At 63.1% G+C, this 18,476-nt stretch carries 20 protein-coding genes; 10 read left to right on the top strand and 10 right to left on the bottom strand.

Annotated elements, in window-relative coordinates; all coding sequences use genetic code 11:
* Window positions 1–261: 261 nt before the first annotated feature.
* Window positions 262–2,097, top strand: a complete 1,836-nt coding sequence (gene ilvD / locus V6767_RS21170) for a dihydroxy-acid dehydratase (RefSeq protein WP_448475274.1) — start codon at window positions 262–264, stop codon at window positions 2,095–2,097.
* Window positions 2,098–2,190: 93 nt separating this feature from the next.
* Complete coding sequence (gene blaOXA, locus V6767_RS21165; protein WP_448475273.1) at window positions 2,191–3,009, top strand: class D beta-lactamase; 819 nt, start codon at window positions 2,191–2,193, stop codon at window positions 3,007–3,009.
* A 41-nt stretch (window positions 3,010–3,050) separates the two neighbouring features.
* Here the strand turns inward: blaOXA and V6767_RS21160 are convergent, their stop codons facing one another.
* Window positions 3,051–3,416, bottom strand: a complete 366-nt coding sequence (locus V6767_RS21160) for a lysozyme inhibitor LprI family protein (RefSeq protein ID WP_448475272.1) — start codon at window positions 3,414–3,416, stop codon at window positions 3,051–3,053.
* A gap of 239 nt (window positions 3,417–3,655) precedes the next feature.
* On the opposite strand from V6767_RS21160, the gene V6767_RS21155 reads away from it, so the two are divergent.
* From V6767_RS21155 to V6767_RS21145, 3 genes are all read left to right on the top strand, one after another.
* Window positions 3,656–5,062 (top strand): DegQ family serine endoprotease, encoded by a 1,407-nt coding sequence (locus V6767_RS21155; protein ID WP_448475271.1) that lies wholly within the window; start codon window positions 3,656–3,658, stop codon window positions 5,060–5,062.
* Window positions 5,059–6,369, top strand: coding sequence for a replication-associated recombination protein A (locus V6767_RS21150; RefSeq protein WP_448475270.1), 1,311 nt, complete (start codon window positions 5,059–5,061; stop codon window positions 6,367–6,369). The genes V6767_RS21155 and V6767_RS21150 overlap by 4 nt, the downstream gene beginning before the upstream one ends.
* 101 nt (window positions 6,370–6,470) lie before the next feature.
* A complete protein-coding gene (locus V6767_RS21145; protein ID WP_448475269.1) occupies window positions 6,471–6,677 on the top strand; it encodes a hypothetical protein in 207 nt (68 codons plus the stop codon).
* A gap of 97 nt (window positions 6,678–6,774) precedes the next feature.
* Here V6767_RS21145 and gpt read toward each other — a convergent pair whose 3' ends face one another.
* The 3 genes from gpt to V6767_RS21130 form a co-directional block, all read right to left on the bottom strand.
* Window positions 6,775–7,275: a xanthine phosphoribosyltransferase gene (gpt, locus tag V6767_RS21140; protein WP_448475268.1), complete on the bottom strand. Its 501-nt coding sequence runs from the start codon at window positions 7,273–7,275 to the stop codon at window positions 6,775–6,777.
* 70 nt (window positions 7,276–7,345) lie between these two features.
* A complete protein-coding gene (locus tag V6767_RS21135) occupies window positions 7,346–8,188 on the bottom strand; it encodes a universal stress protein (protein WP_448475267.1) in 843 nt (280 codons plus the stop codon).
* Between the two features lie 90 nt (window positions 8,189–8,278).
* A complete protein-coding gene (locus tag V6767_RS21130) occupies window positions 8,279–9,013 on the bottom strand; it encodes a competence/damage-inducible protein A (RefSeq protein WP_448475266.1) in 735 nt (244 codons plus the stop codon).
* Between the two features lie 187 nt (window positions 9,014–9,200).
* Between V6767_RS21130 and wrbA the strand changes: the two genes are divergently transcribed.
* Both wrbA and V6767_RS21120 read left to right on the top strand, forming a co-directional pair.
* Window positions 9,201–9,800, top strand: a complete 600-nt coding sequence (gene wrbA / locus V6767_RS21125) for an NAD(P)H:quinone oxidoreductase (RefSeq protein ID WP_448475265.1) — start codon at window positions 9,201–9,203, stop codon at window positions 9,798–9,800.
* A gap of 139 nt (window positions 9,801–9,939) precedes the next feature.
* Entirely contained in the window at window positions 9,940–10,806 is an 867-nt protein-coding gene (locus tag V6767_RS21120) for an N-acetylmuramoyl-L-alanine amidase (RefSeq protein WP_448475264.1), read from the top strand.
* Window positions 10,807–10,921: 115 nt separating this feature from the next.
* On the opposite strand, the gene V6767_RS21115 is transcribed toward V6767_RS21120, so the two are convergent.
* Entirely contained in the window at window positions 10,922–11,122 is a 201-nt protein-coding gene (locus tag V6767_RS21115; RefSeq protein ID WP_448475263.1) for a hypothetical protein, read from the bottom strand.
* On the opposite strand from V6767_RS21115, the gene mnmA reads away from it, so the two are divergent.
* A complete protein-coding gene (gene mnmA, locus V6767_RS21110; protein ID WP_448475262.1) occupies window positions 11,121–12,314 on the top strand; it encodes a tRNA 2-thiouridine(34) synthase MnmA in 1,194 nt (397 codons plus the stop codon). The two genes, V6767_RS21115 and mnmA, sit on opposite strands and share 2 nt — an antisense overlap.
* 277 nt (window positions 12,315–12,591) lie before the next feature.
* Here mnmA and V6767_RS21105 read toward each other — a convergent pair whose 3' ends face one another.
* From V6767_RS21105 to rph, 5 genes are all read right to left on the bottom strand, one after another.
* The gene (locus tag V6767_RS21105) at window positions 12,592–12,939 is read right to left on the bottom strand and encodes a hypothetical protein (RefSeq protein WP_448475261.1); all 348 of its coding nucleotides are present in this window, start codon (window positions 12,937–12,939) and stop codon (window positions 12,592–12,594) included.
* Window positions 12,940–13,034: 95 nt separating this feature from the next.
* Window positions 13,035–14,192, bottom strand: coding sequence for a radical SAM family heme chaperone HemW (gene hemW, locus V6767_RS21100; RefSeq protein ID WP_448475260.1), 1,158 nt, complete (start codon window positions 14,190–14,192; stop codon window positions 13,035–13,037).
* A 14-nt stretch (window positions 14,193–14,206) separates the two neighbouring features.
* On the bottom strand, window positions 14,207–14,851 hold the full coding sequence (rdgB, locus tag V6767_RS21095) for an RdgB/HAM1 family non-canonical purine NTP pyrophosphatase (RefSeq protein WP_448475259.1): 645 nt from the start codon (window positions 14,849–14,851) through the stop codon (window positions 14,207–14,209).
* A 222-nt stretch (window positions 14,852–15,073) separates the two neighbouring features.
* Entirely contained in the window at window positions 15,074–15,487 is a 414-nt protein-coding gene (locus V6767_RS21090) for a VOC family protein (RefSeq protein ID WP_448475258.1), read from the bottom strand.
* A gap of 4 nt (window positions 15,488–15,491) precedes the next feature.
* On the bottom strand, window positions 15,492–16,214 hold the full coding sequence (rph, locus tag V6767_RS21085; RefSeq protein WP_448427435.1) for a ribonuclease PH: 723 nt from the start codon (window positions 16,212–16,214) through the stop codon (window positions 15,492–15,494).
* Window positions 16,215–16,365: 151 nt separating this feature from the next.
* Here rph and hrcA point away from each other — a divergent pair, with 151 nt between their 5' ends.
* Together hrcA and grpE are read left to right on the top strand one after the other, a co-directional pair.
* Complete coding sequence (gene hrcA / locus V6767_RS21080) at window positions 16,366–17,454, top strand: heat-inducible transcriptional repressor HrcA (RefSeq protein ID WP_448464539.1); 1,089 nt, start codon at window positions 16,366–16,368, stop codon at window positions 17,452–17,454.
* A gap of 106 nt (window positions 17,455–17,560) precedes the next feature.
* Window positions 17,561–18,193 carry a nucleotide exchange factor GrpE gene (gene grpE, locus V6767_RS21075; protein ID WP_448475257.1) on the top strand — a complete coding sequence of 211 codons (633 nt, stop codon included), beginning with the start codon at window positions 17,561–17,563 and terminating at the stop codon, window positions 18,191–18,193.
* Window positions 18,194–18,476: the final 283 nt, after the last annotated feature.

Here is an 18,476-nt window from a genome sequence, read left to right as displayed (position 1 = left end):
CCGATCTGCTGCCTGTCTGCCTCGGCGTCCATCTGCTTATGGCTGAAACAGCGCCGCGTAAGCGATTGCTTAGGGCTTTCATGCTCTTTTTTGACTAACCGTACCGGAGAGTACCGTTTTGCCGCCAACCGATAGTGACAGCCCGTCCGATATGGGTTACCACCATCACAAGCGGCGATGCCTGCGCAAGGCGCAGGAGCACATTGAGGAGGACCCAAGGGGTCATATGTGCCGAACGCCGGATTTAAGAAAGGAAGCCCCATGCCTGCCTATCGTTCAAGAACGACGACCCATGGTCGAAACATGGCCGGCGCGCGCGGTCTCTGGCGCGCAACCGGCATGAAGGATGGTGATTTCGGCAAGCCGATCATCGCCGTCGTCAATTCTTTCACCCAGTTCGTGCCCGGTCACGTGCACCTGAAGGACCTCGGCCAGCTCGTCGCCCGCGAGATTGAAAGCGCTGGCGGTGTCGCCAAGGAATTCAACACCATCGCCGTCGATGACGGCATCGCCATGGGCCATGACGGCATGCTCTATTCGCTGCCCTCGCGCGAGGTCATCGCCGACAGCGTCGAATACATGGTCAATGCCCATTGCGCCGATGCCATGGTCTGCATCTCCAACTGCGACAAGATCACCCCCGGCATGCTGATGGCCTCGCTCAGGCTCAACATTCCGACGGTCTTCGTTTCCGGCGGTCCGATGGAGGCCGGCAAGGTGGTGCTGAACGGCAAGGAACAGGCGCTCGATCTGGTCGACGCCATGGTCGCCGCCGCCGATGACAAATATTCCGACAGTGACGTTCAGGCGATCGAGCGCTCGGCCTGCCCGACCTGCGGCTCGTGCTCGGGCATGTTCACCGCCAACTCGATGAACTGTCTGACGGAAGCGCTTGGCCTGTCGCTGCCGGGCAATGGTTCGACGCTCGCTACCCATGCCGATCGTCGCCGCCTGTTCGTCGAGGCCGGCCACCAGATCGTCGACTTGGCGCGGCGCTACTACGAACAGGACGACGAATCCGCGCTGCCGCGCAACATCGCCAGCAAGGCCGCGTTCGAAAACGCCATGACGCTCGATATCGCCATGGGCGGCTCGACCAATACAGTGCTGCATATTCTGGCTGCCGCCTATGAGGCCGAGCTTGACTTCACCATGGACGACATCGACAGGCTGTCGCGCCACGTGCCGTGCCTGTGCAAGGTCGCGCCGGCCAAGAACGATGTTCACATGGAAGACGTCCACCGCGCCGGCGGCATCATGGCGATCCTTGGCGAGCTGGACCGGGCAGGGCTGATCAAACGCGACAGCCCGACCGTGCATTCGGCGACGTTGGGCGATGCCATCGACCAATGGGATATCGTGCGCACCAATTCCGAAAGCGTCCGCAAGTTCTACATGGCAGCCCCTGGCGGCGTGCCATCGCAACAGGCGTTCTCGCAGGAGCGTCGTTGGAGCGAGCTCGATCTCGACCGCGTTTCGGGCGCCATCCGCAACGCCGAGCATCCGTTCTCCAAGGATGGCGGGCTTGCCGTGCTGAAAGGCAATGTCGCGCTTGACGGCTGCATTGTGAAAACGGCGGGCGTCGACGAATCGATCCTGAAATTCTCCGGTCCGGCCGTTGTCTACGAAAGCCAGGACGCGGCGGTGAAGGGCATCCTCTCCAACGAGGTCAAGGCCGGCGACGTCGTGGTCATCCGCTACGAAGGGCCGAAGGGCGGGCCGGGCATGCAGGAAATGCTGTACCCGACCAGCTATCTGAAGTCGAAGGGCCTCGGCAAGGATTGCGCGCTGATCACCGACGGACGTTTCTCCGGCGGCACGTCGGGTCTTTCGATCGGCCATGTTTCGCCGGAAGCAGCCCAGGGCGGCGCGATCGGCCTCGTCCGCAATGGCGACATGATCGATATCGACATTCCGGGCCGCACGATCAGCCTGCGGCTTTCGCCGTCTGAACTCGAGGCCCGCCGTTCGGCGCAGGATGAGAAGGGCTGGAAGCCGGAAGCGCCTCGCCGTCGCCAGGTGACGACCGCGCTCAAGGCCTACGCCGCCTTTGCCGCCAGCGCCGACAAGGGCGCGGTGCGGATCCTGCCGGAATAGGCATGGCTGTCTCGCATCAAATGCGGACCCTTTAAAACCGTTCGGGCCGTCCTGCAAAAGGTCGGCCCGAAACTTTGTGTGGTGGAGGTGAAAATGCTGCGTTTGTTCTTTGGTCTCGTGCTGTTCCTGTTGCCGGTGCTGGCGCGTTCCGCCGAGGCGGCGCCCGTCTGCTCGCTTGTGATGAACGCACAATCCGGTGCGGTTCTGCTGGAGGAGGGGGACTGCCGGTCGGAGGTCACGCCGGCATCGACCTTCAAGGTGGCGCTGGCGGTTATGGCTTTCGACGCCGGTATTCTGCAGGATGCGCATCACCCGGTCATGGCCTATCGCGCAGGCGATCCCGACTGGGGCGGCGCGGCGTGGAAACAGGACACCGATACCGAGCGCTGGATCCGCTATTCCGTCGTCTGGTATTCACAGCGCCTGACCCATAGTCTCGGCGCGGCGACCCTCACACGCTATGGTGAGGCCTTTGGCTACGGCAATGCCGATTTTTCCGGCGATCCGGGTTACGACAACGGGCTCGACCGCGCATGGATTGCGTCATCGCTGAAGATTTCGCCGTATCAGCAGGCCGTCTTCCTGCGCGGGTTGGTGCTCGGAACATTGCCGGCCAGCCAGGACGCCATGACGAAGGCGCGCGGTCTGCTGGAGCAGAACAATGTCGACGGATGGCTGATGCGCGGCAAGACCGGCGCGGCCTATCCCCGGCGCGCGGATCGCAGTTTCGATTACGCGCATGGCTGGGGCTGGTATGTCGGCTGGGCAGAACGCGGCGATGACGCGCTGGTATTCGTGACGCTGACGCAGACGGAGCAGCGCGGCAAGCAGTCGCCGGGGATTCTCACCCGTGAGGCGCTCCTCAAGCAATGGCCGGCCTTGTCAAAGCGGGCGCTGAACGCGCCACGCTGATATGTGGGGAAGGGGAGCGGGACGTTCCCTCGGAACTTGCCTCAAATCGGCTTGTCGATCCCGTCATAGAGCTTCTGCAACTGGCCGATGCGGGTGTCATAGGCTTTTTCGATGCAGGCGACATCGGTGCCGCAGGCTTCGCGTTCCTTTAGCCAGGCCTTCTGGTCGTCGCCCATGTTGCCGGAAACGCCCATCGCGAACAGGCCCTTCAGCATGGTGTACATCGTCGCCATCTTCACGTCGTCGTCGTTGAGCGTGAGGTTGGAGCAGATGGTCTTTTCGTTTGGCGTCAGGCCGGAGGCGCTGCAATCGAAGCTTGCGGCAGAGGCCGGCGTGGTCATCAGGGCCGTGCCGCCTACGATGGCAAGCGAAGCCGCAAGGGCGAGTGCTGTGGGAGCGTGTTTCATGGAATTACCTCCTTTTGGTTGCGACCGGAACCTGCGCGTGTCGCCCGGCAATTTTGTGGCGGGCGGTTGTCGCCCGGTATTGACGGCAATCATCCGCTGCAATCGTGAATGTGAAATGAATAGGCGCACAAACCGCGCCTGTTTTGTCGCATCTGCCGCTTTTTCACCCTATATCGGGCGATGATGGTGGTGCATCCTCCGGGTTCTCCGGATGAAATTCATGAAGAGACAGGTGACTGATGACGGCACACTTCACACGCATTTCCGCCGCGGCTCTTTTCGCCGGTATCGCTTTGACCATGCAGCCCGCCCTTGCCGCCGAAAGAGTGGTTCCCGGCAGCGATGCCGAGTTGCAATATTCCTACGCGCCGCTGGTAAAGGAGACTGCGCCGGCGGTGGTCAATGTCTATGCGGAACGCATGGTGACGCGGCGCATGTCGCCGCTGTTTTCCGATCCGTTCTTCGGCCAGTTCTTCGGTCAGCAGATGCCCGGGCGCTCGGAAAAGCAGGTCTCGCTCGGTTCCGGCGTGATCGTGGAGAAGAACGGCATGATCATCACCAACAATCACGTCATCGCCGGCGCGGATGATGTGCGCGTCGCGCTTGCCGACGGACGCGAATTTCCATGTACCGTTCTCCTGAAGGACGACCGCTATGATCTGGCGGTGCTGAAGATCAAGTCGGACGAGGATTTTCCGACAATCCCGATCGGTGATTCCGATGCGGTCGAGGTCGGCGATCTGTCGCTTGCCATCGGCAACCCCTTCGCCGTCGGCCAGACGGTCACGAGCGGCATCATTTCCGGGCTTGCGCGCAATTCGATCACCGACGGCGAATTCGGCTTCTTCCTGCAGACCGACGCGGCGATCAATCCCGGCAATTCGGGCGGCGCGCTGCTCGACATGCAGGGCGAGCTGATCGGCATCAACACCGCGATCTTCTCCAAGGGCGGTGGGTCGAACGGCATCGGTTTTGCCATTCCGGCCAATATGGTCAAGGTGTTCCTCGCCGCCGCCGATCGCGGGGACGAGCGGTTCCAGCGCCCCTATGTCGGCGCGAGTTTCGGTCCGGTCACCTCCGATATGGCCGAGGCGCTGGGCCTGAAGGCAGCGCGCGGGGCGATCATTTCCGCCGTCAGTGAGGCGAGCCCCGCTGAAAAGGCTGGGCTCAAGCCCGGTTCCGTCATCACCGCGGTCAACGGCGTTCCGGTCGAACACCCTGACGCCCTGCTTTATCGCCTCACCGTGATCGGCATCGGCGAGAAGGCGGACCTCACGGTCGAGCGCGACGGCAAGACCAGCCACATCGCCCTGCCGCTCGGCCTTGCGCCGGAGGACCCGCCGCGCGATACCCGCACGATCGACGGCAACAGCCCGTTTTCCGGCCTGACGGTGGAAAACATCTCGCCCCGCGTGGTCGAGGAGTTGCGCCTGCCCGATATATCTGATGGTGTCGTCGTCGCGGACGTTGCAGCCGGCTCGCCCGCCGCCCGTATCGGCTTTGCCCGCGGGGATGTCATCGTCGCGGTCAACGGAACCGAAATCGACACGACCGGCACGCTGGAAGATCAGGCCGCCGCCAGTCCCGGCCTCTGGCGCCTTTCCATCAATAGCGGCGGCAGGATGATAAACCAGATCTTCAGATGAGCGACCTGTTTGCCCCCAAAGTTCCGGACGATATCGAACGCAAGCGGCCGCTGGCCGACCGGCTGCGGCCGAAGCACCTTGCCGAGGTCACCGGCCAGCCGCATCTGACCGGCCCCGATGGCGTGCTGACGCGGATGATTGCGTCCGGCTCGCTCGGCTCGATGATCTTCTGGGGGCCGCCGGGCACCGGCAAGACCACGGTCGCCCGGCTGCTGTCGGGCGAGGCGGAACTCGCCTTCGAGCAGATTTCCGCGATCTTCTCCGGCGTGGCCGATCTCAAGAAGGTGTTCGAGGCAGCTCGCGCCCGGCGCATGAACGGGCGGCAGACGCTGCTGTTCGTGGACGAGATCCACCGTTTCAACCGCGCCCAGCAGGACAGTTTTCTGCCGGTCATGGAGGACGGCACGATCATTCTGGTCGGCGCCACCACCGAAAACCCGTCCTTCGAGCTCAATGCCGCGCTTCTTTCACGGGCACGGGTGCTGACCTTCCGGCCGCATGACGCCGAAAGCCTCGCCGAACTTGTGGCCCGCGCCGAAGAGGCGGAGGGCAAGAAACTGCCGCTTGATGACGCCGCCCGCCAGACGCTGCTGATGATGGCCGATGGCGACGGGCGGGCGATCCTGACGCTTTCCGAGGAGGTCTGGCGCGCCGCCCGCGAAGGCGAGATGCTGGACCCGCAAAGCCTGCTGAACATCGTCCAGCGCCGCGCGCCGATCTATGACAAGGGCCAGGACGGCCATTACAATCTGATTTCCGCGCTCCACAAGGCGGTGCGCGGCTCCGATCCCGATGCGGCGCTTTATTATCTTGCCCGCATGTTCGATGCCGGCGAGGACCCGCTGTTTCTCGGGCGAAGGCTGGTGCGCATGGCAGCTGAGGATATCGGCCTTGCCGATCCGCAGGCGCTCGTCGTCGCCAATGCGGCCAAGGACGCCTATGATTTTCTCGGCTCTCCGGAAGGCGAACTGGCGCTGGCGGAAGCCTGCGTCTACCTTGCCACCGCGCCGAAGTCGAACGGCGTCTACACCGCCTTCAAGGCGGCGATGCGGGCGGCGAAGGAAAACGGCTCGCTGCTGCCGCCCAAGCATATCCTGAACGCCCCGACCAAGCTGATGAAGTCGGAAGGCTATGGCGACGGCTATCGCTACGATCACGACCAGCCCGATGCCTTCTCCGGACAGGATTATTTTCCGACCGAAATGGGCCGCCAGAAATTCTACAATCCGCCCGATCGCGGTTTCGAGCGCGAGATCAACAAGCGGCTGCAATGGTGGGACAAGCTTCGCAAGGAGCGTGGCGGCTGAAACGGCCGCTTCCTCCGTGATCGATTGCGAAAAGCGCCGCGCAGAGGGAACCGTTTTCTTCACTTCGCGTTTACCATGCAACAGAACATGGAGAACTCGAAATGGAAAATCTGCCCTTACGCGTTCTTGCTTATGCCGCGATCGCGCTGTGCTGCGCAATGGTTGTCGGCATCATACTGACGGTGCCGGTTCTGTACGACGCCAGGATTTTCCTTCTGCCCGCCATGCTGCTGATCGCCTGGGTCTCAGGCCCGCTCCTGACCCACTATCTGGCTCCTCAGGAAGCCCCCCGTCTCCGCAAGCGGTAGTCCCCCCGGCCGCGCGAAGCGAACGCCTGACCAGAAGGGAAGCTGGTCAGGCGTTCGTTGTTTTTGGCGACAATTGTAAAAGCAGAACGGAAGCGGCCTACTTGTCCGAAGGCGACTTCTTGATCGGCGCCTGATAGGTGAAGCCCATGTCCCAGGGGAAGTAGATCCAGGTGTCCTGGCTGACCTCGGTGACGAAGGTGTCGACCATGGGCACGCCCTGCGGCTTGGCGTAAACGCAGGCGAAATGGGCGTTCGGCAGCATCTCGCGCACTTCGCGGGCGGTGTTGCCGGTGTCGGTCAGGTCGTCGATGATCAGCACGCCTTCGCCGCCATTCTTCTTCAGCCCCTCGGAAATGCCCTTCAGGAGCAGCGTCTCCCCCTGATCGGTGTAATCATGATAGCTCGCGATGCACACCGTTTCGATCAGGCGGATTTCCAGTTCGCGCGAGATAATCGCGGACGGGACCAACCCGCCGCGGGTGACGCAGACGATCGCCGTGAAGGTCTGGTCAAGGCCGGCGAGACGCCAGGCGAGCGCGCGGGCGTCTCGGTGGAACTGGTCCCACGAAACGGGGAAGGCTTTTTCGGGTAGGGACATGGCAGGCTCCGCAACAAACAATGCGGGCTAATAGCCGCATTCGCGGCGTTATTGCAAGGCCTGCGCTGTCTTACCGCGACATCAGCGTTGCTGCCGTCATCGAGCCGAGCAGCGTGCGGGTGACGCCGCCGAAAAGCAGTTCCCAGAGCCTGGAATGGGTATAGGCGCCCATTATCAGCAGATCGACGGAGTTGTCGGAAAGCCGGTTCTCGATGATCTCGCCGGCCTTGGCCTTGTCGGCATGGGCCGTGGTGGCGACGACATTGATGCCGTGGCGGGCAAGCGTTGCCGCGATCTCGGCCCCGGAAAGCCCGCTATCCTCATCGGCGCTCTCGCGCGGATTGACCGAGAAGATTTCGACCTCGTCCGCCTTCTTGAGGAAGGGCAGGGCGTCAAATGTGGAGCGCGCGGCCTCGCGCGAGCCATTCCAGGCGACCATCACCTTGGAAAACGGCTTGGCGGCCTTGGCGACATGGGGAACCATCAGCACCGGACGGCCGCTTTCGAAGAGGAAGTTCTCGAAATTGGTGCGGATGTCGCCGGGCGCGTCGGAGGCAAGTTGCGGCGCGATGATCAGATCGGCCGCGCGCGCGCTGTCGATCACCGAGGGGCCGGCGAAGCCGGATGCCGAGACGATATTGCGCCAGTCACAGGAAATGCCTTCCCGCTCGGTGCGGGTGCGGAAGATCTCGCCGATCTCCGCGCTGCGCTTTTCCGCAAGTTCCTGCAGAGACTGCACCGAGACCGGATCCGGAATTTCCATCGGCGCGACGATCGGGGTGGGGGTAACGGCCTCGGCGTGGAGGCCGATCAGATGCGCATCGAAACTGCGCACGACCTCGAAGGTGAAATCGAGAAATCCGCCCTGTTGCGCGGGAGATTCCATCACCGCCAGAATGGTCTTGTAGCTCATGTAAGCCTCCTCACGAGTAATGCCGGGTTTGCCGCATTGTAGCGTTGGTATGGTTTATTGCGAAGGACAAAGCATTGACCGGAGTCAAAATCATCGCTGAAGCGCGGCAATCATCGCCCGTATCGCGTTGGCGGCGGCATCGACATGCGCGCGCTCGCGGGCGCGGACCACGAGCTGGGTGTTGAAGCCCTTTTCGGAAAACCGCGGATAGGAGCCGATCGCGGTATCGGGATGCGCCTTCTGGATCGCGGCAAGCTGGGTGCCGATATCGCCCTCGCCGAAGGGGCAGTCGATCGCTTCCGAGATGATCGCGACGCCGCCCTTGAGCGTGGGGATGACATTGGCAAGCATCGCCTGGAACACCTGCGGAACGCCGGCCATGACATAGACATTGCCGATAATGAAGCCGGGCGCGGTGGAAACCGGGTTGTCGATCAGCGTCGCCCCTTCCGGCATGCGGGCCATGCGCTGGCGCGATTCGTTGAAGTTGAGGCCACGCCGCGCGTAATTTTCCGCAAGCCGCGTCATGGCTTCGTCATTGTAGATGCAGGCAAGGCCGAAGGCAGCCGAGACCGAATCGGCGGTGATATCGTCATGGGTGCCGCCAATGCCGCCGGAGGTGAAGACATAGGTGTAGCGGGCCCTCAGTGCATTGACGGCCTCCACGATCGCCTGTTGGTCGTCGGCGACGATCCGGACTTCCTTCAGTTCGATGGCCGCCAGCGTCATCGCATCCGCCAGATAGCCGATATTCTTGTCCTTTGTCCGTCCGGACAACAATTCGTCGCCGATGGCGAGCATGGCTGCGGTGGGCTGCTGGGTCATGTCGATCTGGTCCGTGATATGCCGGGGAACTGATTTCTGGACCCTTCGGCAATTTTGTTCAAGCATCCATTTTCGCGGCCGGGCTCAAGAATGTGAACAGTGCGTCTATGGCCGCTCGTCTCGACAATTGCCCCGTCCGCGCCATATCAAGGGGCAACCTTTCAAACAGTGAAACCGGAGCAATCAAATGGCAAAAGTTCTCGTCCTCTACTATTCCGCTTATGGCCACATCGAAGCCATGGCCAAGGCCGTTGTCGAAGGCGCGAAAGCCGGCGGTGCCGAGGTAACCCTGAAGCGCGTGCCCGAACTGGTGCCGGAAGAGGTCGCCAAGAACTCCGGCTTCAAGCTGGATCAGGAAGCCCCGATCGCCGATCCCAATGAACTGGCAGACTACGATGCCATCATCTTCGGCTGCGGCACCCGCTACGGCACCATGGCCTCGCAGATGCGCAACTTCGTGGACCAGACCGGCGCGCTGTGGGCCGAAGGCAAGCTGGTTGGCAAGGTCGGATCGGTGTTCACCTCGTCGGCGACCCAACATGGCGGCCAGGAATCCACCATTCTCGGCTTCATCCCCACGCTGCTGCATCACGGCATGGTCGTCGTTGGCCTGCCTTACGCCTTCGCCGGCCAGATGGGCGTTGAGGAAGTCAAGGGCGGCTCGCCCTACGGCGCCTCCACCATCACCGATGGCGACGGCTCGCGCATGCCGTCCGAAACCGAACTTGCAGCCGCCCGCTTCCAGGGCGAGCACGTTGCCAAGATCGCAGCCAAGACGGCCGCCTGATCGACAGGGTCCTACCGGATCTACGAGCGCGGCCTTCACGGGCCGCGCTTTTTTGTGCCCGCTTTTCCCCGCAGCCTCCCGCCGCCACCGCCGCCCTTACGATTCCGGTCATCGCGAACCGTATCGAAGGGCAGGCGTCATGCGCATCGAGAATCATAAAATTCCGGGCATCTGGTACAGGCAATCCTCCAATCTCGGCGCCGCGCGCGAAAAGCCGCCGGTCGTCATCGTGCTGCATTACACCACTGGCTGGAACGGCAACGCGAGCCGGAACTGGCTGATGGGCGAGGCGGGCGGCACGACCAATCGCGGCTCCAGCGCGCACATTGTCGTTAACCGTGACGGCACGGCCTGGCAGATCGCGCCGTTCAACCGCACGGCCTGGCATGCGGGGCCCTCGCGTTATGGCGAATTGCAGGGCCTCAACAGCCATTCGGTCGGCATCGAATTCGTCAATGCCGGCTGGATGAAGCCGAACGGCCTCGGCGATTACATCGATGCCTATGGCAGGCGGATGAACGACCGCGCCCTGAAAAAGGCCGGCGGCTATATGCTGGCTCCGCATGCCCGCGTCGGCTCTGGCAACTTCGCCTGGCCGCTCTACCCGGAAGCCCAGCTCGAGACCGGGCTGGAGATCGTCCAGGCGCTGCTTTCAGCCTATCCGATCGCGGCGATCGTCAGCCATGAGGAAATCGATACGCGCGGGTGGAAGACCGATCCGGGCCCAGCCTTTCCGATGGCGCGGTTTCAGGGGCTGATGGGCGAGGCCGCCGACCGCGAGGCGGCCTATGTGGTAACGGCCGGCCGGCTGAACCTGCGCGGCGGGCCCGGAACGTCGTTCGAGAAGATCGTGCCGCCCGGCATGCTGCTGCGCGGGACCCGGCTTCGGGTGCTGAAGCGCGAGGGGGACTGGGCCTTTGTCGCGCCCGAACGGGCCGATGGCGAGGAGGGGAGCATTCGCGGCTGGGTGCATGGCGGCTATATCGCGCCGATGATCGCGGCCTGAGCCACGGCAGCTTGTTGATAAACCTGTCCTTAAATTCGGCGTCATCCTCGTGCTTGACACGAGGATCCAGGCAGCGCGGCAAGGCTTCGCAATAGGCCTTATCAAATTCGATGGCTTAGATCGCCTGGATGCTCGGATCAAGTCCGAGCATGACCCCTGTGAGGAAGGTCAGGAAGGTATCAAACTGCACATTCAGGGGGTTGTCAGCAGTCTGGCGGCCTGAAAGGCCAGCATTCTTGCGTCTTTGGCGCAAGGCCTCTATATCAGCGGCAAATATGGGATTCACATCCAACCTTGAACTGGACTGGCGGATCATGAACACACTCGGTTTTGACAAGAAGCCGGAGGACACCCGCGTTGTCGTGGCGATGTCCGGCGGCGTCGACAGCTCGGTCGTGGCCGGGCTTTTGCAGCGCGAGGGCTATGATGTCCTCGGCATCACGCTTCAGCTTTACGATCACGGCGCGGCCGTGCATCGCGCAGGCTCCTGTTGCGCGGGGCAGGATATCGATGACGCGCGACGCGTCAGCGAACGCCTCGGCATTCCGCATTACGTGCTCGACTACGAGGCGCGGTTTCGCGAAACGGTGATCAACCCGTTCGCAGAGGCCTATATCGCCGGCGAAACGCCGATCCCATGCGTTGCCTGCAACCAGACGGTCAAGTTCGCCGACCTGTTGACGACGGCGCGCGAACTCGGCGCCGATGCGCTGGCGACCGGCCATTATATCCGCTCCGCGCCCAATCCGTCGGCCGACAATCCGATGCGGCGCGCGCTTTACCGTCCGGTCGACGCTGAGCGCGACCAGAGCTATTTCCTGTTTGCGACCACGCAGGAGCAGATCGATTTCCTGCGCTTTCCGCTGGGTGGCCTGCCGAAGGCCGAGACCCGGAAGCTGGCCGAGGAAATGGGCCTGATCGTTGCCGACAAGCCGGACAGCCAGGACATCTGTTTCGTGCCGCAGGGCAAATATTCCGATGTTATCGCCAAGCTCAAGCCGAATGCCGAGCTTTCCGGCGAGATCGTCCATCTCGACGGCCGCGTGCTCGGCCGTCACGAGGGCATCGTCCGCTACACGATCGGCCAGCGCAAGGGGCTTGGGGTGGCCACCGGCGAGCCGCTTTACGTGGTTCATCTCGACGCCCGCTCGCGCCGCGTCGTCGTCGGCCCGCGCGAGGCGCTGGAAACCCGGCGGATCTATCTGCGCGACGTCAACTGGCTGGGCGATCGCCCGCTCGCCGAGGAAGCGGCGGACGGTTTCGAATGTTTCGCCAAGGTGCGCTCCACGCGCCCGCCGCTGCCGGTGGTGCTGCGCGTTGATGACAACGGCGTCTATGTCGATCTGCTGGAAGGCGAGGCCGGGATCGCAAACGGACAGGCCTGCGTGCTCTATGATGCGCCCGGCAACGAGGCCCGCGTCTTCGGCGGCGGCTTCATCGATCGCTCGGAGCGTTCGGCAGAGGCCGAGGCCGCGCTGAAGAGCCTTATGGATGGGCTTGCGGCCTGAGTGTTTCGCTGCCCGACGGCGGAAAGCCGTCGGATCACGTCGCGACCAGCTCAGTTGATTGGCAAAGCCTATCCCAATCTCCGCCGTCATCCTCGGCCCTGTGCCGAGGATCTAAGCACGTATCAATGCGACCAGCGTCACGGGCGGAAATATATTCAAGCCATTCCTAAACGCCAACGCCGCTCGTGTGGAGCGGGGGTTAGATCCTCGGGACAAGCCCGAGGATGACGTCCGTAAAAAGGACAGGTTTGTCAGAGGTGTCAGAGGTTTGAGGCGCTCACGTCGTGATCGGCTCTTTCGCTTCCATGAACAGCTTCAGCGATTCCTGATAGCCGAAGGTCAGGAGTTGGTCGACATAGGCGATCAGCCGGTCGGCCCAGTCGAAGCCCATATAGGCGGCGAGCCAGACCAGAAGCGCCGCGATGATCAGCGCGTAGATGAAGCTGCGCAGCACCATCAGCACGATGGCGAGCAGCACGAAGGCGATCAGCCCGTAGAAGATCGATGGGGCCAGCGCCACGCCGTCCTGATGGGCGAGATAGCCCATATAGAGCGCGAAGATGATGCAGACCGCAGCGCTCAGCCGGTCGCGAATTTTGCGGTGGGTATAGGACGCGCTTGCCATTCTCGATCTCCCTTTTGATGCGGGCGCTCAACGCTTAAGAAACGCGGGCGCCGCAACCCGGTTCCCGATATCTCATGTTCAGCGATGATTGTCGATCAGGATAGCTCTGCAACCAGACAGTTCAAGACCAGCATGCCCGCGGGCGTTGCCCGCAGCCGGTGGTTGCCGATGCGCTCGATGAGGCCGAGGTCGAGCAGAAACGCCTCGCGTTCGGCATCGACCGGCCTGCCGGAAAGCGACGACCAGCGCGAAAGGTCGACGCCTTCCATCACGCGTAATCCCATCAGCAGCAATTCGTCGGCCTGTTCCTCGCCGGTGAGCATGCTTTGTTCGCTTGTGCCGTGGCCGGCTTCCTCGACCATCGAGAGCCAGGTTTCCGGGTGGCGTTCGGCGGCGGTCGCGATCTTGCCGGCGGTGGTCGCAAGCCTGCCATGCGCGCCGGGGCCGATGCCGGCATAATCGCCATAGCGCCAGTAGGTGAGGTTGTGCCGGCTTTCCGCGCCGGGGCGGGCGTGGTTGGATACCTCGTAGGCGGGCAGGCCGCGTTCCGCCGTCACGGCCTGCGTGATCTCGTAGAGCTCGGCGGCGTGATCCTCATCGGGCACGGTGAGTTTCCCGGCCTTGTGCAGCGCGTAGAACGCCGTGCCTTCCTCGATGGTGAGCTGATAGAGCGACAGGTGATCGGCGGCGAGATCGATCGCGCGGTTGAGCTCCGCCACCCAGTCATCGATGGTCTGGCCCGGCCGGGCATAGATCAGGTCGAACGACATGCGCGGGAATATCTCGCGCGCGAGCCCGATCGCGCCCAGCGCCTGCTCGACATTGTGCAGCCGGCCGAGGAACCGCAACTGTCGGTCATCGAGCGCCTGCACGCCCATGGAGACGCGGTTGACGCCGGTGGCGCGGTATCCGCGAAAGCGTGTTGCCTCGACGCTTGAGGGGTTGGCCTCCAGCGTGATCTCGATCCCGTCCGGCACATGCCATGCCTTGGCAACCGAATCGAGAATGCCGCCGAGCGTCTCCGGCGCCATCAGTGAGGGCGTGCCGCCGCCGATGAAGATGCTGGTGACGTCGCGCGGGCCGGAAAGGGAGCGCATATGGTCGATCTCGCGGGCGAAGGCGGCCATGAACCGCGGTTGGTCTACAGGCTGGTGACGCACGTGGCTGTTGAAGTCGCAATACGGGCATTTGGCCGCGCAGAACGGCCAGTGCAGATAGACGCCGAAGCCCGGTTCGCCATCGTCGCGGGCCATGGTTTGCGGTTCGCTCAGCGTGACAGTCCTTGTTCCACGAACAAACGGAAGGCGCGGGCGCGGTGCGACAGCGCGCCGCCATCCTCAGGCCCGCCATGGGTCTTTTCGTCGGTTTCCATTTCACCGAAGGTCCGGTCGTGGCCCGCCGGCATGAAGACCGGGTCGTAGCCATGGCCCTTGTCGCCGCGCGGCGGCCAGATCAGCGTGCCCTCGACCTCGCCCCGGAAAGTCTCGGTATGGCCGTCGGGCCAGGCTAGGCAGAGCACGCAGACGAAGCGGGCGGTGCGCTGTTCCGGTGTGGTCGCGCCCTTTTCGACGAGCAGCTTTTCGACCTTTTCCATCGCCATGCCGAAATCGCGGCTGCCGTCTTCCGTTTCCGCCCAGTCGGCGGTGTAGACGCCGGGCGCGCCATCGAGCGCGTCGACGGCGATGCCGGAATCATCGGCAAGCGCGGGCAGGCCGGATGTGCGGGCCGAGGCCAGCGCCTTGATCGCGGCGTTTTCCTCGAACGTCGTCCCGGTTTCCTCGGGCACGTCGAAGCTCAGTTCAGCGGCCGATTTCGCCGAAAAACCGAGCGGGCCGATCAGATCCGCGATCTCCGCGATCTTGCCAGCATTGTGGCTGGCGACGACGATGGTCTTGGTATCGAGTGTGCGCATGTCAGGTCCTGATCAGAGGTGATGGGGAGGGGCGAGCCGCATAGCCCCCAACCAATCTCCCCCCTTGAGGGGGAGATGTCGCGAAAGCGACAGAGAGGGATAAAGGGCATAAGCCGCAAGCTCCGTATTTGCCGAAACGGTCCACCCCTCTCTGCCCCTGTCGGGGCATCTCCCCCTCAAGGGGGGAGATCGAAGGGAGTGCGGGGCAAAGGCCGGGTATCATCACAGCCCCCAGAGCTTGCCCTCGGCGCATTCCAGGCTGTTGCCGGCGGGGTCGCGGAAATAGATCGAGCGGGCGCCGTTCGGCCAGCGGAGATCGCTTTCGATGGCGATACCGCTTTCGCCGAGGCGGTCGAGCATGGCGGCGAAATCGTCGTCCTTCAGCCGGAAGCAGACATGGCCCTGGCCGCGGCCGCCATGGGCGGGAACGGGCAGGGCGTCCGGTGCCGCGGGCTTTTCGGTTTCGTCCGGATTGAAGATCAGCAGCACGCCGGGCCCGCAGCGGTAGAAAATATGGCGGTTGCCGGCGCGGGAAATCTTCTCCAGACCCAGCACACCGCCGTAGAAATTCTCGGCGGCGTCGAGATCATCGACATAAAGCGCGGTTTCGAGAATGGCGGCGATCGAGCTTACCATGGCGTTACGCGCCCTCGACGGTCTTCTTCTGGAGATCGACAAGCTCGGCGATGCCGTTTCTGGCGAGGTCCAGCAGCGTCAGGAACTCGTCCTGGCTGAACGGCTTGCCCTCGGCGGTGCCCTGGATCTCGACGATGCCGCCGGTGCCGGTCATCACGAAATTGGCGTCGGTTTCTGCCGACGAATCCTCGAGATAGTCGAGGTCGATCACCGGCTGGTCGGCGAAGATGCCGCAGGAAATCGCCGCGACATGGTCTTTCAGCACCTTGCCGGTCTTCACCATGCTGCGGGCTTCCATCCATTTCAGGCAATCGTGAAGCGCGATCCATGCGCCGGTGATCGAGGCGGTGCGGGTGCCGCCATCGGCCTGTATCACGTCGCAGTCGACGCTGATCTGGCGCTCGCCCAGCGCTTCGAGATCGACGACGGCGCGCAGCGAGCGGCCGATCAGGCGCTGAATTTCCAGCGTTCGTCCGCCCTGCTTGCCGGCAGACGCCTCGCGGCGCATGCGCTCGCCGGTGGCGCGCGGCAGCATGCCGTATTCGGCCGTCACCCAGCCCTTGCCTCCATTGCGCAGCCACGGCGGCACGCGTTCTTCCAGCGAGGCGGTGCACAGCACGTGGGTATCGCCGAACTTCACCAGGCAGGAGCCTTCGGCGTGCTTGGAGAAGCCGCGCTCGAACGAGACGTTGCGCATCTGGGTAAGTTGTCTGCCTGATGGCCGCATGGGGAGGTCCTTCCGGTTGCTTTTGGCCGCGTTCTACGAGCATGCGCCCGCTTTTGCAAAGAAAAACGCCTCGCCGGCCCGGGTCAATTGCGCGGCGATGCCTTCGCACTATATTAGGCGGGAGACCATTTCATGTTCCGGCAAAGCTTGGATGACCACGAAACGCAATATCAAGGCCGATATGCCCGCCATCTCGCTCGATGACCGTTCGCGCGAGGTGTTCCGCCGCATTGTCGAGACCTATCTGGAAAGCGGCGAGCCGCTCGGCTCGCGCAATCTGTCGCGGCTTTTGCCGATGTCGCTGTCGCCGGCCTCGGTGCGCAATGTCATGAGCGATCTTGAGGAACTCGGCCTGATCTACGCGCCCCACATCAGCGCCGGGCGGCTGCCGACGGAAAGCGGCCTGCGCTTCTTCGTGGATGCCTATATGCAGATCGGCGACCTTGGAGACAGTGAGCGCGCCGAGATCGAGCGCCAGATGGGCGGTATCGGCAGCGGCCAGCCGGTGGAGACACTGCTGGACGAGGCGAGTCAGATGCTGTCCGGCATGTCGCGCGGGGCAGGCCTGGTAATGACCTCCAAGAGCGATACCGTGCTCAAACATGTCGAATTCATCCGGCTGGAGCCGACCAAGGCGCTGGCCGTACTGGTGGGCGAGCACAACCAGGTCGAAAACCGGATCATCGATCTTCCCGCCGGCACCACTTCCTCGCAGCTGACGGCCGCCGCGAATTTTCTCAATGCGCATCTGAACGGCCAGACCCTGCCGGAGCTGAAGTCGGTGCTGACCCGGCTGAAGGACCGCGTGCGCCATGAACTGGACCAGCTGTCGCAGGATCTCGTCGGGCGCGGGCTCGCCGTGTGGTCGGGCAGCGCCGAGGACGGCAATCCGGGGCGGCTGATCGTGCGCGGGCGCGCCAATCTGCTGGAAGGCGTGGCCGATGCCGCCGATATCGACCGGTTGCGCATGCTGTTCGACGATCTGGAGAAAAAGGACAGCCTGATCGAACTGATCAATCTCGCCGAAAGCGGCTCGGGCGTCCGGATTTTCATCGGCTCGGAAAACAAGCTGTTTTCGTTGTCGGGTTCGTCGCTGGTGGTCGCCCCTTACCGCGACAGCGACAACCAGGTGGTCGGCGCCGTCGGCGTTATCGGGCCGACCCGGTTGAATTATGCGCGGGTGGTGCCGATGGTTGATTATACCGCTCATCTGCTGTCACGGCTTTCCGGCACGCGCTGAGGCTTCAAACCGTATCGTCCCCATATCAGACCTTGATTTTTCAAGGCTGAACCTCGATATCGGGGCTCAAGAAATTCACCACTGGAATGAAATCTGCGGAGACGTCATGACCGACGAGACCAAGAAAAACGGAACTGACGAACAAATCAAGGAAACGGTGCTCGATCTCGAAGCCGAGATGGACGCAGCCGCCGCCGAGGATATCGCCGAGGAGGCTCAGCCCGAGCCCGATCCGCTTGAGGTCCTGAAGGCCGAGAACGAAAAGCAGCGCGACCAGCTTCTGCGCCTTGCCGCCGAAATGGAAAACCTGCGCCGCCGCACCGCCCGCGATGTCAAGGACGCCAAGGCCTATGCCGTGACCGCGTTCGCGCGCGACATGCTCGGCGTTTCCGACAACCTGCGCCGCGCGCTGGACGCCATTCCGGAAGACAAGCGCACCGAGGAGATCAAGGGCTTCATTGAGGGCGTCGAGATGACCGAACGCTCGATGCTGTCCGGCCTCGAACGCCACGGTGTGAAGAAGATCGAGGCCGAGGGCGCGCGCTTCGACCCCAATATCCATCAGGCGATGTTCGAGGTTCCGAACCCGGAAATCCCGTCCAACACGGTGGTTCAGGTGGTCCAGGCCGGCTACATGATCGGCGAGCGCGTCCTGCGCCCGGCCATGGTCGGCGTTTCCAAGGGCGGACCGAAGTTGGAAGCCGCCCAGCCGGCCGACGAAGCGCCGAAGGACGAGTGATTGCGCCGGGGCGGCGGGCGTTGCGCGGCTCACTAACGTTGCATCGTGATCCCGGCCTTGAGCCGGGACCCAGGGCGATGCGACGGGCGCGCTATGATGATCGTTGCGGCTAAGACAAAGCGCCTGCCCTGAGTTTGCTAAAACCTTTCCCTTTTACGGGCGTCATCCTCGGGCTTGACCCACTGCTGTCCGGTTTAACTTTCATTGTCGAAAAGAGCCATCTGCGGGGTATTGATTGGTGGTGGCTTGTTTGGTTTTTTCAGGGCATCGATCGGTCTTCTAT

The sequence above is a fragment of the Martelella sp. FLE1502 genome, assembly GCF_053484255.1.
The sequence above is the reverse complement of the archived record's forward strand: the minus strand, read 5'-3'. Positions and strand labels throughout refer to the sequence as shown.